Annotated in this window: 13 protein-coding genes; 8 read left to right on the top strand and 5 right to left on the bottom strand. The window is 37.8% G+C overall.

What is annotated here, in order from left to right; translation table 11 throughout:
* Positions 1 to 16: 16 nt before the first annotated feature.
* The 6 genes from F8M42_RS07465 to F8M42_RS07440 all read left to right on the top strand — a co-directional run bounded on the left by F8M42_RS07465 (position 17) and on the right by F8M42_RS07440 (position 8,574).
* Entirely contained in the window at positions 17 to 1,264 is a 1,248-nt protein-coding gene (locus tag F8M42_RS07465) for a restriction endonuclease subunit S (RefSeq protein ID WP_182185673.1), read from the top strand.
* Between the two features lie 22 nt (positions 1,265 to 1,286).
* Positions 1,287 to 1,916, top strand: coding sequence for a protein adenylyltransferase Fic (fic, locus tag F8M42_RS07460; protein ID WP_182185671.1), 630 nt, complete (start codon positions 1,287 to 1,289; stop codon positions 1,914 to 1,916).
* A complete protein-coding gene (locus F8M42_RS07455) occupies positions 1,909 to 3,498 on the top strand; it encodes a type I restriction-modification system subunit M (RefSeq protein ID WP_182185669.1) in 1,590 nt (529 codons plus the stop codon). The genes fic and F8M42_RS07455 overlap by 8 nt, the downstream gene beginning before the upstream one ends.
* A 509-nt stretch (positions 3,499 to 4,007) precedes the next feature.
* A complete protein-coding gene (locus F8M42_RS07450) occupies positions 4,008 to 4,778 on the top strand; it encodes a MurR/RpiR family transcriptional regulator (protein WP_182185668.1) in 771 nt (256 codons plus the stop codon).
* Between the two features lie 227 nt (positions 4,779 to 5,005).
* Positions 5,006 to 6,340, top strand: a complete 1,335-nt coding sequence (locus F8M42_RS07445) for a 6-phospho-alpha-glucosidase (protein WP_182185666.1) — start codon at positions 5,006 to 5,008, stop codon at positions 6,338 to 6,340.
* 176 nt (positions 6,341 to 6,516) lie between these two features.
* The gene (locus F8M42_RS07440) at positions 6,517 to 8,574 is read left to right on the top strand and encodes an alpha-glucoside-specific PTS transporter subunit IIBC (protein ID WP_182185664.1); all 2,058 of its coding nucleotides are present in this window, start codon (positions 6,517 to 6,519) and stop codon (positions 8,572 to 8,574) included.
* A gap of 389 nt (positions 8,575 to 8,963) precedes the next feature.
* On the opposite strand, the gene F8M42_RS07435 is transcribed toward F8M42_RS07440, so the two are convergent.
* A complete protein-coding gene (locus tag F8M42_RS07435) occupies positions 8,964 to 10,118 on the bottom strand; it encodes a DUF362 domain-containing protein (protein WP_182185662.1) in 1,155 nt (384 codons plus the stop codon).
* Between the two features lie 409 nt (positions 10,119 to 10,527).
* The gene (locus tag F8M42_RS07430) at positions 10,528 to 10,758 is read right to left on the bottom strand and encodes a hypothetical protein (RefSeq protein ID WP_182185660.1); all 231 of its coding nucleotides are present in this window, start codon (positions 10,756 to 10,758) and stop codon (positions 10,528 to 10,530) included.
* 360 nt (positions 10,759 to 11,118) lie between these two features.
* On the opposite strand from F8M42_RS07430, the gene F8M42_RS07425 reads away from it, so the two are divergent.
* Both F8M42_RS07425 and F8M42_RS07420 read left to right on the top strand, forming a co-directional pair.
* A complete protein-coding gene (locus F8M42_RS07425) occupies positions 11,119 to 11,325 on the top strand; it encodes a hypothetical protein (protein WP_182185658.1) in 207 nt (68 codons plus the stop codon).
* 65 nt (positions 11,326 to 11,390) lie between these two features.
* The gene (locus F8M42_RS07420; protein WP_182185656.1) at positions 11,391 to 12,632 is read left to right on the top strand and encodes an IS256 family transposase; all 1,242 of its coding nucleotides are present in this window, start codon (positions 11,391 to 11,393) and stop codon (positions 12,630 to 12,632) included.
* 112 nt (positions 12,633 to 12,744) lie between these two features.
* Here F8M42_RS07420 and F8M42_RS07415 read toward each other — a convergent pair whose 3' ends face one another.
* The 3 genes from F8M42_RS07415 to F8M42_RS07405 form a co-directional block, all read right to left on the bottom strand.
* On the bottom strand, positions 12,745 to 12,891 hold the full coding sequence (locus tag F8M42_RS07415; RefSeq protein WP_196595508.1) for a sugar phosphate isomerase family: 147 nt from the start codon (positions 12,889 to 12,891) through the stop codon (positions 12,745 to 12,747).
* A 119-nt stretch (positions 12,892 to 13,010) separates the two neighbouring features.
* The gene (locus F8M42_RS07410; RefSeq protein ID WP_182185654.1) at positions 13,011 to 14,027 is read right to left on the bottom strand and encodes a DUF1848 domain-containing protein; all 1,017 of its coding nucleotides are present in this window, start codon (positions 14,025 to 14,027) and stop codon (positions 13,011 to 13,013) included.
* A 29-nt stretch (positions 14,028 to 14,056) separates the two neighbouring features.
* Complete coding sequence (locus tag F8M42_RS07405; RefSeq protein WP_182185652.1) at positions 14,057 to 14,458, bottom strand: DUF805 domain-containing protein; 402 nt, start codon at positions 14,456 to 14,458, stop codon at positions 14,057 to 14,059.
* Positions 14,459 to 14,518: the final 60 nt, after the last annotated feature.

Here is a 14,518-nt window from a genome sequence, read left to right as displayed (position 1 = left end):
AATGGAGATAGAGGGCATGGAAAAGAAAGCAAAAGTACCAAAGCTAAGATTTCCCGGATTTACGGATGCTTGGGAACAGCGTAAGTTGGGGGAGATTAGTGAAAAAATCACAACAAAGAATAGCAACCTTGAATATATGGAAACATTTACGAATTCGGCAGAGTATGGTGTGATTAGTCAACGTGATTTTTTTGATAAAGATATTTCTAATGATGCAAATTTAGGTGGGTATTACGTTGTACAAAATGATGATTTTGTTTATAATCCACGTATTTCAACGAGTGCTCCAGTTGGTCCGATTAAACGTAATAAATTAGGCAGAACTGGCGTAATGTCACCATTGTATTATGTTTTTAAAACCCATGATATTGATAATACTTTTTTAGAAACGTATTTCAGTACGATAGGCTGGCATGGTTTTATGTACTTGAATGGTGACTCAGGGGCAAGGTCTGACCGATTTGCAATTAAGGATGCAGTACTCCGTGAAATGCCAGTACCTTATCCGTCGCTAGCGGAACAACAGAAAATAGGTGAGTTCCTAGAACAATTCGATAATCTTATCACCCTTCATCAGCGTAAGTTGACACATCTGCAAGCAAAAAAGAAAAGTCTGCTGCAAAAAATGTTTCCGAAAAAAGGCGAGTGTTTCCCAGAACTGCGTTTTCCGGGATTTACGGATGCTTGGGAACAGCGTAAGCTGGGAGATATAGCTGATGTTACTAAATTAGCAGGTTTTGAATTTACAAAGTATGTAACATATGCTGACGATGGTAATATTATTGCTTTACGTGGGTTGAATGTAAAAAAAGGGAATCTTGTTTTAGATGATGTGAAGTATATAGATGGTAGTGACTTTTCAAAATTGAATCGAAGTAAGCTATATAAAAATGATATTTTGCTAACATATGTTGGTACTGTTGGTGAATTAGCGATTATTCCAGAGAATGATAGGTATTATTTGGCTCCAAATGTTGCAAGAATAAGAGTGGATCAGTCATGTGATTCTCAATATGCTGTCCAAGTAATGGGAAGTAAAGTATTTTATGATAGAGTCATTTTCCCCCTGATTGCTACATCATCACAACCAGCGTTGAGTATGGAGAATGTAAGAAAATTTATTTTACCTATGCCATGTATTGGAGAACAACAACATATTGGGGCGTTTTTTAAAGAAGTCGATAACCTTATCACCCTTCATCAGCGTAAACTAACTCATCTGAAAACGCAGAAAAAAGCTCTATTGCAGCAAATGTTTGTTTGATAATCGAAAGGAGTCAGCCACTATGACTTTGGAAAATAAATTTCATATCACTGATGCGGCCGAATTGGCTCGTGTCGAAGAGAAAATCAGCAAGCAGCAGGCAATTCATTTGTGGGAAAGCGGTGAACTGGAGCATTTACAGCCGGGGACTTTTTCGGCATTAGTACAGATTCACCGCGCCTTGTTTGAGGATATCTACGATTTTGCCGGTGTCTTGCGTACTGTGAACCTTGCCAAGGGAAATTTTCGCTTTGCGCCGCTCATGTATTTAGAGGCGGCGCTGCGGAATATTGAGCAGCTGCCACAGTCAACTTTCGATGAGATTGTTGAAAAATATGTGGAAATGAATATCGCACATCCGTTTCGTGAGGGCAATGGCCGAAGCATGCGGATATGGCTGGATGTATTGTTTCGAAAAGAACTTAAGCAGGTGGTGGATTGGAGTCTGGTAGACAAGACCGATTATCTGCTGGCTATGGAACGCAGTCCGGTCAAGGATATCGAGATCAAACATGTGTTGCGGGCAGCATTAACGGATAAGATACATGATCGTGAGGTCTATATGAAAGGTATCGATATGAGCTATTTTTACGAGGGGTATATTGTGTATAAGACAAGTGATTTACAGAAGGAGAATAAGATTCATGAGTGATACAATACAGACGATTACCGGTAAGCTTTGGGCTATGGCCAACGAACTGCGGGGAACGATGGACGCCTCAGAGTATAAGAACTATATCCTGGCATTTATGTTTTACCGTTATCTTTCCGAGCATCAGGAGCAGTATCTTGTCAATAGTAATGCCATTGACGTGAATGAGGGTGAATCCATCAATGATGTCTATGCCCGGCAGGCTGGCAAAGAGGACTTAGCTGACTATCTGGAGGATATTTCTTCAAGTCTTGGATATGCTATTGCTCCAGCGGATACATGGGAATCCCTGCTGCAGAAAATCAACGAAGGACAGGTTATTCCCAGCGACTATCAGGATTTATTTGATCATTTCAATGCGAATGCCGAACGCAATGCTGCGGCGGAAAAGGATTTTAAAGGCGTTTTTAATGACATTAATCTGGGCGATACTCGTCTCGGAAGCTCGACGAATGAACGGGCAAAATCGCTGAATAATATTGTGAAGCTTGTGAATGGAATGGAGTACAAGCGTGAGGATGGCAAGGATATTCTCGGGGAAATCTATGAATATCTCATCGGCCAGTTTGCTGCCAGCGCCGGCAAGAAGGGCGGCGAATTCTATACGCCGCATCAGGTCAGTCAGATACTGGCCAAGATCGTTACGCAGGGGGCAGTGAAAAAGGACGCGTTTTTCCAGCTTTATGACCCGGCGATGGGTTCTGGTTCTTTGCTGCTAACCGTAGGACAGGAGCTGCCAGCAGGTACACCTGTTAAATATTATGGGCAGGAATTGAATACGACGACCTACAACCTCGCGCGCATGAATCTTATGATGCATAATGTTTCCTATACCAACATGACGCTGAGTAATGCCAATACCCTCGAAAACGACTGGCCGGATGGTCCGGACAGCAAGGGTGTCGACCGGCCGCGCAGCTTTGATGCCGTCGTAGCCAATCCACCTTATTCCGCGAAATGGGATAATCACGTTTCCAAACTCAAAGACCCGCGGTTCAGTGATTACGGTAAACTGGCACCGGCATCCAAAGCGGACTATGCCTTCGTACTGCACAGCCTGTATCATTTGAATGAAACGGGAACCATGGCCATTGTCTTGCCGCATGGCGTGCTTTTTCGCGGCGCAGCCGAAGGGAAGATTCGCCAGACACTTATCGAAAAAAACCGCATAGATACAATTATTGGTCTACCGGCCAACCTTTTCTATGGAACCAGCATTCCGACTATTATTCTGGTACTCAAAAAGAGACGTCCGACCAAGGATATCCTCTTTATTGATGCCAGTCGGGACTTCATCAAGGGCAAAAATCAAAATAATCTCAGTGAAGATGCCATCAAAAAAATTATTCAGACCTATCTCAATCGCCATGAGGTCGATAAATATGCTCATCTGGCATCTCTGAGTGAAATTAAAAAAAATGACTACAATCTCAACATTCCTCGCTATGTAGACACCTTTGAGGAAGAAGTCGAAATCGACCTGACCGAAGTCAACCGCCAACTGGAACAGGATAATAAAGAAATTGCCGTACTGGAAGCGGAAATCAAGGAACAGTTGAAGCTGCTGGGAGTAAATCCCTGAGGTAATGTAAACAGGGTATTCCCCAATATTTTGAACAGGAACTTCGTGATTGCAAAACGAATCTAATATGAGTAACAGATATGATAAATATAATTATAATTATATTTACAAACAGCTGCATATAGTGGCATGCTTGTCGAGATTCTAAAAATTAAATTTCTTAATGAATCAAATTTGAAATTGAAAGTAAAGAATTAGTGTTCACTTATAACTGAGCTGATATACTGAAATTGTAATCTTTGTTTTTTAAATTGGAAAAGATGCAGTGTTTGTATTGCTGTATTTTTTGTACAGTCTGCTGAGATGATCAGCATGATACAAAAATATTAAATGCATTAAATGCTGTCGAACAAAATGTTTTTTATGTGATTTATTCAATTGTTCGCGGGCAGTTTTGGCTATTTTGCTGAAACTGCCTTAGTTTTATGCTCATTTTATAGTATGCTACAATATTATTAAACATTTACCTATATACCTATATGTATCATAAACTCATAGGAGGCTGCTGTATGAAATTAGATGAGCTGGTAAGCCATAATCTAAGAAAACTAAACCCAACAGACTTAATAATATGGCGTTATATTTATAACAATAAAAAAAAATGCTGTCACATATCTATTTATGATATTGCCCGAGAGTGTAATGTTTCAAGGACAACTATACTCAGATTTGCTAAAAAAATATCATTAGATGGTTTTTCTGACCTTAAAATGATACTCAAAATGGAATCGGGACAGGATGATATTTCACCATCGATTGATATAGCTGAGGCTGCCGTTGATTTATGCAAAAAGGTTGGTGAAGAAGTTGCAAAACAAGATTTTAACAGGGCTAATAAACTTATATATAAAGCCACCAGAGTTTTTATTTATTCATCGGGATATGTACAGGAAAATGTTGCTAATGAAATGAAACGTTTGTTTATCAGCTGCAATATTCTAATTTATGAAATTAAAGGCATTGATGAGTTCCAGCGGATACTCAAAAACATTGACCAAACTGATTTATTTATCATAATATCCCTTAGTGGTGAGTCATTACATGTGGTTGATTTTGGTAATCAGTTACATATGAACGGGATTCCCTTTATATCTTTAACCAGATTGAAAAGCAATACACTGGCCAGTCTAAGTACGGAACATATCTATATTACCCCTATAGCAATGCCGACTGCCGTGGATACTGCCTATGAATCAATGCTGATGTTTTTTCTGGTGGTTGAAGTATGGTATATAAGCTATAGCCGCTATCTGACAGAACAGCTTCAAGACAATTGTTAAAATTGTTGTAATGTAATTTATCACATAGAACGTGACGAATTACATTATAGTGTGAAAGTTCCCGTAACAGCCCATGTCTATTGATTATGGGCTGTTTTATATTTATTATGGACATAAGAAATCGTCCCGGATAAATTTTTCATCCGGAATTAAATACTATCCGCTGTATATCTTTGACAGCAATTGATAAGTATACAAATGCTCCATTTTAGAAGGGAAGGATTGTAATGAAAAAATCATCGATTGTAATTGCCGGTGGCGGCAGTACTTTTACCCCCGGCATTGTAATGATGTTATTAGAACACTTGAACAGATTTCCTATCAGAGAAATAAAATTTTATGACAATGATGCCAGCCGACAGGAAAAAATTGCCAAAGCCTGTGCTATTCTCTTAAAGGAACGTGCTCCTGAAATTCAATTTTCTTATACGATTGATCCTAAAGAAGCTTTCACCAATATAGATTTTGTAATGGCACATATTCGTGTAGGCAAATATGCCATGCGTGAAAAGGATGAAAAAATTCCTATGAAATATGGCGTATTCGGGCAGGAAACCTGTGGCCCCGGTGGCATAGCTTACGGGATGCGTTCCATAGGTGCCATAATTGAAATAATTGATTTCATGGAAAAATATTCGCCAAATGCCTGGATGCTAAATTATTCCAATCCAGCTGCTATTGTAGCCGAAGCTACCAGACGTATCCGTCCCAATACCAAAATCATAAATATATGTGATATGCCAGTTGGCATTGAAGACCGTATGGCCGAAATTTTAAACTTGCCTAACGGTCGTAAAGACATGGATATTCGTTATTACGGTCTGAATCATTTTGGCTGGTGGACAGATATCCGTGATAAGCAGGGCAATGATCTAATGCCAAAAATCAAAGAACATGTTGCTAAATATGGCTACATAGTCAATCCTCAACAACATGGCGAAACGGAAGCCAGTTGGAATGACACCTATGCTAAAGCCAAAGATGTTTATGCTATAGATCCTGATACACTGCCAAATACTTATCTTAAATATTATTTATTTCCGGATTATGTATTTGCTCATGACAATCAGCATCCTGAGCATACTCGTGCCAATGAAGTCATGGAGCATCGTGAAAAAAACGTATTTGCTGCTGCTAAACAAATTGTAGATAAAAATACTTCCAACGGCTGTGACTTCCATAGTGATGAGCATGCCAGTTACATTGTCGATTTGGCTGAAGCAATAACATTTAACAAAAAAGCCCGTATGCTGCTAATTGTAGAAAATAACGGTGCTATTTCTAATTTCGATCCTACCGCAATGGTAGAAATTCCTTGTATTGTTGGTGCTAATGGCTATGAACGTGTTTGCGTCGGTAAAATTCCTCAATTTCAAAAAGGCTTGATGGAACAACAAGTTTCCGTGGAAAAATTAGTTGTCGATGCTTGGATAAGCAACAGTTATCAAAAACTTTGGCAGGCAATAAGTCTATCAAAAACTGTTCCAAGTGTTTCAATAGCTAAAAAAATATTGGATGATTTAATAACAGCCAATAAAGATTACTGGCCAACCTTGAAATAAATTTGACAGTTTTGAATTCCGGCTGTTTATTATATTTACCGGAATTCAAAACTATTTTAAACAAAGCTGTATATTAATCTGACTATATAGCTTTGTAAAAGTACGTCTGTTATTTTTTGAAAAATCTAACAATGGCTTGTATACAATATTGTCTTATATAGAAAGGAGCTCTATTAATGCTCATAAACAAAGATATTGTTATGCAAAAAGTGCAGCGTTTCGGCGGAGCAATGTTTACGCCTGTTTTATTATTTACATTTTTTGGTATAATGGCTGCCTTATCAATATTATTCAAAAATACAGCTATAATGGGAAGCATCGCTGATAAAGGAACCATATGGTATGATATTTGGTTTATTATCGAAAAAGGTGCCTGGACTGTATTTTCACAATTACCACTTTTATTTGTAGTTGCCCTGCCTATCGGATTGGCAAAAAAAAATTCTGGACGGGCCGCAATGGAATCTTTAGTCATTTATCTTGTAGTAAATTATTTTATATCGGGTTTTTTGGAATTATGGGGGCCAATGTTCAATGTAGATTTTGCTCAAGATGCTGTACCGGGATCCGGCTTAGCAATGGTCGCCAATATTAAAACTCTCGATATGGGTATGCTTGGTGCTATTTTTATAGCTGCGGTAAGTGTTTATCTTCATAATAAATTGTATGATGTAAATCTGCCTGAAATAGTTGGAATTTTCCGAGGCTCAGTTTTGGTAATAGTTGCCGGTTTTTTCATAATGTTGCCTGTCGCATTCATTTTATGCCTATTCTGGCCTAAGGTACAGCTGGCTATTGTTTCACTTCAAGGTTTTATGAAAGCCAGCGGGTTACTGGGCGTATGGCTGTATACCTTTCTCGAACGCATTCTTATTCCTACCGGCCTGCATCATTTTATATATATGCCCTTCATATATGGCCCTGCCGTCGTTGACGGTGGTACCAAACAATATTTCATTCAACATCTGCCTGAATTTTCGACATCAGCCCATACCTTAAAGGAAATGTTTCCACAAGGCGGATTTGATTTAACTTCAATGTCAAAGATGTTTGGCTGCCCCGGTATTGCCCTGGCAATTTATGCTACAGCCCAAAAAAAGAAAAAGAAAATTATTGCCGGCCTATTGATTCCGGCTACGTTCACTGCAATTCTTTGTGGCGTTACCGAACCGCTTGAATTTACGTTTCTGTTTGTAGCACCGGTCTTATTTTTAGTGCATGCCGTATTAGCCGGTTTAATGGCTATGACAGCATATGCTTTCGGTGTAGTAGGTGTTTTTGACGGCGGGATAATTGAATGTGCCGTAGAAAACTGGATTCCCTTGTTCAAATATCATCCTATGACCTATATTCTTCAATTCATAGTTGGATTTGCTTTTACGGCAATCTATTTCGTTGTATTTCGTTGGCTGATACTGCACTTTGATTTCAAGACACCGGGACGCGGTGATGATGAAGAAGACAAACTATATACCAAAGCCGATTATAAGGCTAAGAAAGCCAATGATGAGTATGACAGCAAAGCAGAAGCATTTTTAGACGGACTTGGTGGAAAAACAAATATTGTTGATGTAACCAACTGTGCTACACGTCTACGCGTAAATGTAAAAGATGGCACATTAGTAGCTAATGCGAAGACATTTATAGCCGCCGGTGCACACGGATTAGTTCATAATAAAAATGCCGTTCAGGTTATTGTCGGATTATCTGTTCCTCAAATTCGCGAACGGTTTGAAAATTTGCTGCAAAATGATATATCTAACAATGAAAGTAATGCCATATCTCCTTCATTATTAGCCTTTGCAACCGGCAAAGTAGTATCAATTGATGATGTTCCAGATAAAGCTTTCTCAGAAAAAACCATGGGAGATGGTATTGCTATAATCCCTGAAAAAGGAATTATCACTGCACCTGCTGATGGCACCATAATAATGACTGCCGATAAAACCGGTCATGCACTTGGTATAAAGCTGACTACCGGAATGGAAATACTTATTCACATCGGTATTGATACCGTTACATTAGACGGAACAGGTTTTAAAACATTGGTTAACCCCAACGACAATATAACCACCGGCGACAAATTAATCGAATTTGATCTTGAAAAAATAAAACAAGCTGGTTTAAATCCAATTACAATTATGGTTATAACAAATTTTGACCAGTATACTGCCTTGGAATTTAAATCACTGCAAAAAGCAAAAGCCGGTATTTCTATAATAGCTACTTATTAGAATTTGTTATCCAAATTATCCTTGCATTATACTCAGATTTTTAATGTGAGTAGGTAACTGAGGCTTATTGTGGAGATTCTATTAATCTCATATTGGTAGTGCAGGTGAAATGAAAAGACTTCATAAGCTCCTCAATCCTAACGCACTTCGGGTCAGGCTGCCCGAAGTGCCGTACTAATAAAATTCTTTCTTTGCCGTTATCAATACCGAAACTAATGTTTCCGGAATCGTTTTGTGAAATACACAGAAAACCTTACCCCATGAGTTGAGCTATGATAAATCATGCCATTTTTTCATTTGAAACTTAATAATACCCAAATTAATATATTCCAGTGTCCTTCGTGAAGTCGGGACACTAGCACGCTGTATTTAATCGAAAACTATAAATTTTATCGTTTACGGCCAAACAATATTTTATAGAGCCAATGAACTTTTATGTCGATGGCTTTAGCAGGACACAATTCATGACAACAAAAACAACTGATACAATTATCCAAATCAGCAACGGGCTTTTCATTTTTCATTGCAATGATTCGGGCTGGACAGCCCCGCAGGCAATCGCCACAGGAAATACATTTTTCATGATAGAAAATTGGTTTTGGACGTAAAGATTTGATAAAAAAACTTTCCACCTTACGCGGAACGATCCCACTGATCAGACTTTTTTTGATGGAACCCGGTTGCTTAAATGGAATGACCGGAACAGTTTCAACATCATTCCCAACTATTTTTACACTATGCAGCTCACCATTGAATAAGCCACGTCTTCTGGCAGCTTGGACTGTAGGCACGCTAAGAGGGTCCATACCCATAATATAGGTCCCGACTGTATCAAGCGCATACGGGTTTTCAGCTGCCAGCAGCAACCCAACATGCCGTTTTGTGCCGGAAGAGGGCCCATTCCCTTCCATGCCTTCAATCGCATCAATCAGGGAAAAATCTGGACGAACGTATTCGCAAATATCAATCAAATGATCTGCAAAATTTTCTGTCGTATGCATTTTAAAGTGATATTTTGCCTTCGTCAATCCTGGAATGACACCAAATAAATTCTTGACGCCACCAGTGTACAGCATCATACAATGTGTTTTAAACTTAGCAATGGAAACAATCAAATCTACCTTAGTCACTACGCGGATAATCTCCATTGTTTTGAGCTTTGCCGCTTTTTCGTTCTTCACTTCCACAGAGCTTACATCATAATTGAGTTCACAGCCTGTAGCTTCAGCAACTTTTACCATCCCGCTTGCTCTGTAAATCTCATACAGACGTTTTTTATAAAAGGGACCTCCGGGACTGTCTCCGATGATAACCTTCCATCCTTGGTTCTGCAGATACCGGACTGCTGCCTCGACTACCGCAGGATGTGTTGTTACCGCATCTTCCGGTACATTTTTTTTTAACAAATTTACCTTAAGCAATGCTTTTCCCGTCTTCTTTTCCTTTTCTTTTAAGGCCGGACAATATTCCATACTGGAGAAAACGGCTCTTTCTACTTCTTGATAATTATAAGAGCTGCACTTTTTAATAATGACCTTTTCCATTCTATCCTCCATTAACATTTCCATTTTTCTAAGTATAGCATGTTCCCGCAAAAGAAAATGTGCTAAATCCACCCCTCCATGTCCAGTTTTAGTTTACCGCTTTATCGTCAGACCAAAGATTTGCCGCCGGTTTCCTTCAGATTCTATCTCATGCTGGACATTCCTGCCTTAAGCCATGCGCTTGGCACTATTAACTTGCGCTCTAGACTTTCACCCGTTAGACTGCGCCCATTCCGGGTGCACTAAATGCACCAAAGAAAGAGGCTGCCCAGAATAGGCAGCCTCTTAAATTCAATAAATTAGATTATATTGTATTATCTATATGCCACTATAAAAATACGACAATTCAGCCGTTTCGCGCTGCTAACACGAAAATACATGATCAGACTGCTGATTAATTCAAAGTGTATCATTTATCAGCATATACATGCTGATGATATATATTTTTTTTATCTTCACGACCAGATGTATTTTCCGCAGTGGCCAATACACCACCCAAATAACTTATTACTATGCTGCATCCTATAAAAATCAATGATGCTGCTAACATAAGCCACGTATCAGCTATCAAAGAAAGTACTATACCACCGATAAAAGCAGTTACGATAGACAATATCGCTAAATCTTTTATTTTAATCACCCCTTTAATACTCGCTTAGTATAGCATTCTTATTCCATCTGTCAATGGATCTTCTTGAAGTTTTTATATTATAAATCATCACATTTATTAATAATATTTGAAGTATTTGTTGATGAATAGATTGCCCCTAAACTGCCCAAATTCTCATTTACAGCAAAATGCGATCTTTTTAGGATAAGATGTTTTTTGTCCTGTTTTTCGTTGAAATCTGTGATATACTAATCACGTAGAGATTTAATGACAGCCGTAGCCGAAAGGCAAACGGTTTTTCTTATGCATAAATAATTTTTTAACAGATTGCAGGGATTATTTTTATCATATATCAGCGGCTGTTACAAATTTGATGAGGGTGATATCCATATGGAAATTAGTGTTGTAGAAAAACTTTTATTATTAATATTATGCGATCTGGCAAAAAAACAAAAAATAAAAAGTGATTTCGACTGTGAATTTATTGAAAATGCGATTTCTTCAGGAAATACATGGGCAATAGAGCAAGAATATAGTGGGCTTTTGTCTAAATCTGAAGTCAAAAGAAAGGGAGTGTATAATAAACTGTGTAAATAGGAAAGAAACAGTTTAGATATACACCCCAGTTGGGGAAGTCAAACACATGCGGAGGTAATAAATTTATGTCAAAGAAACAACCCACACGTGGCGAATCCCTGGCTAAAGCGATTATCAGTGAATATAAGCCAAAAAACGTCGAAGATATGCAAAATGCGCTTAAAGATGTTTTTGGGCCTATGTTCGAGGCCATGCTGCATGGTGAAATGGAAAATCATCTCGGCTATGACAACAATGAACGTGGTGAAAAGGAAACCGCCAATCGCCGCAACGGCTACAACCATAAAACTCTCAAAACATCCGCAGGTGAAGTCCCGATTAATGTCCCTCGTGATCGTGACGGTTCTTTTGAGCCGCAGGTTGTGCAGAAGCGGCAGACCGATGTTTCCTCGATTGAGGGCAAGGTGCTTGCTATGTATGCTCGTGGCATGAGCCAGCGTGACATTTCATCGACGATCGACGACATCTATGGATTCAAGCTATCAGCTGGACAAATTTCCAACATCACAGATTGTGTCTTAGATGAATTGAATGAGTGGCAGAATCGACCGCTGAAAGCTTTTTATCCCTTTATCTTTGTGGATTGCATATACGTTTCTATGCGTACGGAGCAGGGCGTTTCTGACCAGGCTGTCTACGTTATTCTGGGGTATGATCTAAACGGCGGGAAAGATGTACTGGGCTTATGGACGGGCGATACAGAAAGCAAGCATCGCTGGATGCAGGTGTTCGATGAAATAAAATCCCGGGGTGTTCAGGACATAGGCTTTATTTCTATGGACGGTGTAAGTGGTCTTGAAGATGGCGCTAAAGCGATCTTCAAAAATGTTGTGGTGCAGCGCTGCATTGTACACCTCATCCGCAACTCTCTGAAATACGTACCCAGTAAGGATTACAAAGCCTTTACAGCGCAGCTAAGGAAAATCTATGGTGCCATCAACCTGAAAGGAGCACAAGCTGCATTTGAACAGTTCTGTGACGCGTGGAGCAAATATCCTGGTGCCATCCGCGTGTGGAAGGATAATTTTCGGCACGTGGAACAGCTTTTTAACTATGGTAGTGATGTGCGTCGGGTTATGTACACGACCAATGCCATAGAAAGCGTTAACTCGAGCTTCCGCAAGGTTACGAAACAGGGCGCTTTCAGCAATGAAACAGCTATTTTTAAAGTGTTTTATTTACGGATTAAGGAACTTTACCAAAAATGGCGCGGTCACTCCATTCGCAATTGGGCCATGGTGATGAATCAGCTGGTTATTGACGAACGGATCGGCACCATGGTACAAAAATATCAGGCTTCAACTTAAAATCATTTACACACTTTACTTGACAATCCCAGAATATTTATTATCTTGAAAGATTTATATTTTAAAAGTTAAAGAATAATGATTGAGAAAATTCCATGACATTTTAAGTCAATTAAATGAAATTATTTTTAACCAGTTCTCCGACCCTTTTAATCATATAGTAGGCTGTAGAGCCGGTTCCTAGTCCCAATATCATGCCATTTTTTATATACTCCGCTGCTTTTTGTCCGGCCCATTTTTTTTGTTCTGAATGTTTCATATTTGCCTCCTGGAATATTAAGATTTCATAATAGCTGTTTAAATTATTGGAATTCACCAAAATGATAAAAGAACCGTTAATAGTCAATAAATTAAATACTGGTTCTACCTTAAAATAAACTATATATAAATGGATTCTCCTGTTTTACTTAGTTTTTCAAAATTTCTTCTTACAAGATTTTGCGAAGTGTTAGCATAGCAGTATGCACATAAATGCATACAAGTATTATACTGCCCAATATCTTTACTTACTATACATCCACAAAAATCCCTTTGCCCGGGATCTTTCAAATCTATTTTTTTATTATAATCGTTATTGGTAAATAAATTTATTTCTGTATTTTCCTTTCCCAGAAATTTCATTAGTATTTTATCAGAAGAAAAACATTTAACCATTAGATTATCATCAATACATTTATTTTTTTCAATGCTATATTTATTTAAATTAATGTCTTCTGCGCATGTGGTTATTGATAAATGCCAGTTTTTATTTAATTCTTGTAAATTTTCAGCAATATAAATCATATCATTTTTATCAAATCCTTTATATTTAACATTTGCCCTTTGCAAGTTATGTTGAACTTTTTTGTAAATATTGATATCGGCGAAACTTATAACAAGTTTGTTGGTATATTTATATAAGGCATTGCCAATATTTTTTATTTTCTCCAGCAATTTATCAAGGGTGATAGTATCAGTTAATATTAAAGGGTCAAACCGCCATATAACCTGTTCTTTGCCAATTAGATTTGATAATTTAATAAAAGTATTTATTCTTTCTTCTAAGGGAGGAATATTAGGTTCCAATTTCTCACTTTCATAATCATTTATTGTATATGTAAAATAGTAATTTATATTTTTGGCATCAATAATATTTAAATACTTAATCATATTTTTCGGATTTTTACTCCAAAACACTATGACTCTGGTATTTTGGAATGACACATATTGAGGTCGTTTATTAAACGGATTTATCCATTTGATGTAACCTTTGTTTAAGCGGTTTATAAACCAGTCAGAATGAAATGCCGGAATATCTGTAGCCCTGCTGGCAGATAATATTACAGGAGCTATGGCCTCAACTTTTTCTCCAAAATCGGTTTTTATAAATATTTTCTCCCAGCCTTTGAATTTCATAGATGGATTCCTGCTTTGTGATTTATTATTTAATTGTTTTTGACAATTATTTCAGAAGACGCATTTTTCCCTTTAGCAAGCATTAGATAAATTACGCTGAGAACAGATGCCACAGGAATGATATTTAATATTATAATCAAAATAGTCTTCATACGAGATAATTCAATATCATTGCAGCGGCGTATGACAATGGAAATAAAATAAGCAAAAAAAATCATTGTAACAGGAAATACCAACGAAGGTGATATATCTATATTTTTTAGTATGATATATATAATGATATAAATAAAAAGCCTTATAGCAAATTCTTTTCTACCAAGGCGTTCTCTAAAAAATAACTTTATCTTATCGGTTATACTCATACCGCCAGGACAAAAAAGTGAGTACCCCAAATTCTCCAAATATCGTTTTATGTCACTGATAAAATTCATTATAATACTCCCTTGCGAATTTTTTTATAAATCGTTATAAAATTACGGACTCATATGATT

It is taken from the genome of Pectinatus frisingensis (assembly GCF_014076555.1).
In the GTDB taxonomy this organism is placed as follows: Bacteria; Bacillota; Negativicutes; order Selenomonadales; family Selenomonadaceae; genus Pectinatus; species Pectinatus frisingensis.
The sequence above is the reverse complement of the archived record's forward strand: the minus strand, read 5'-3'. Positions and strand labels throughout refer to the sequence as shown.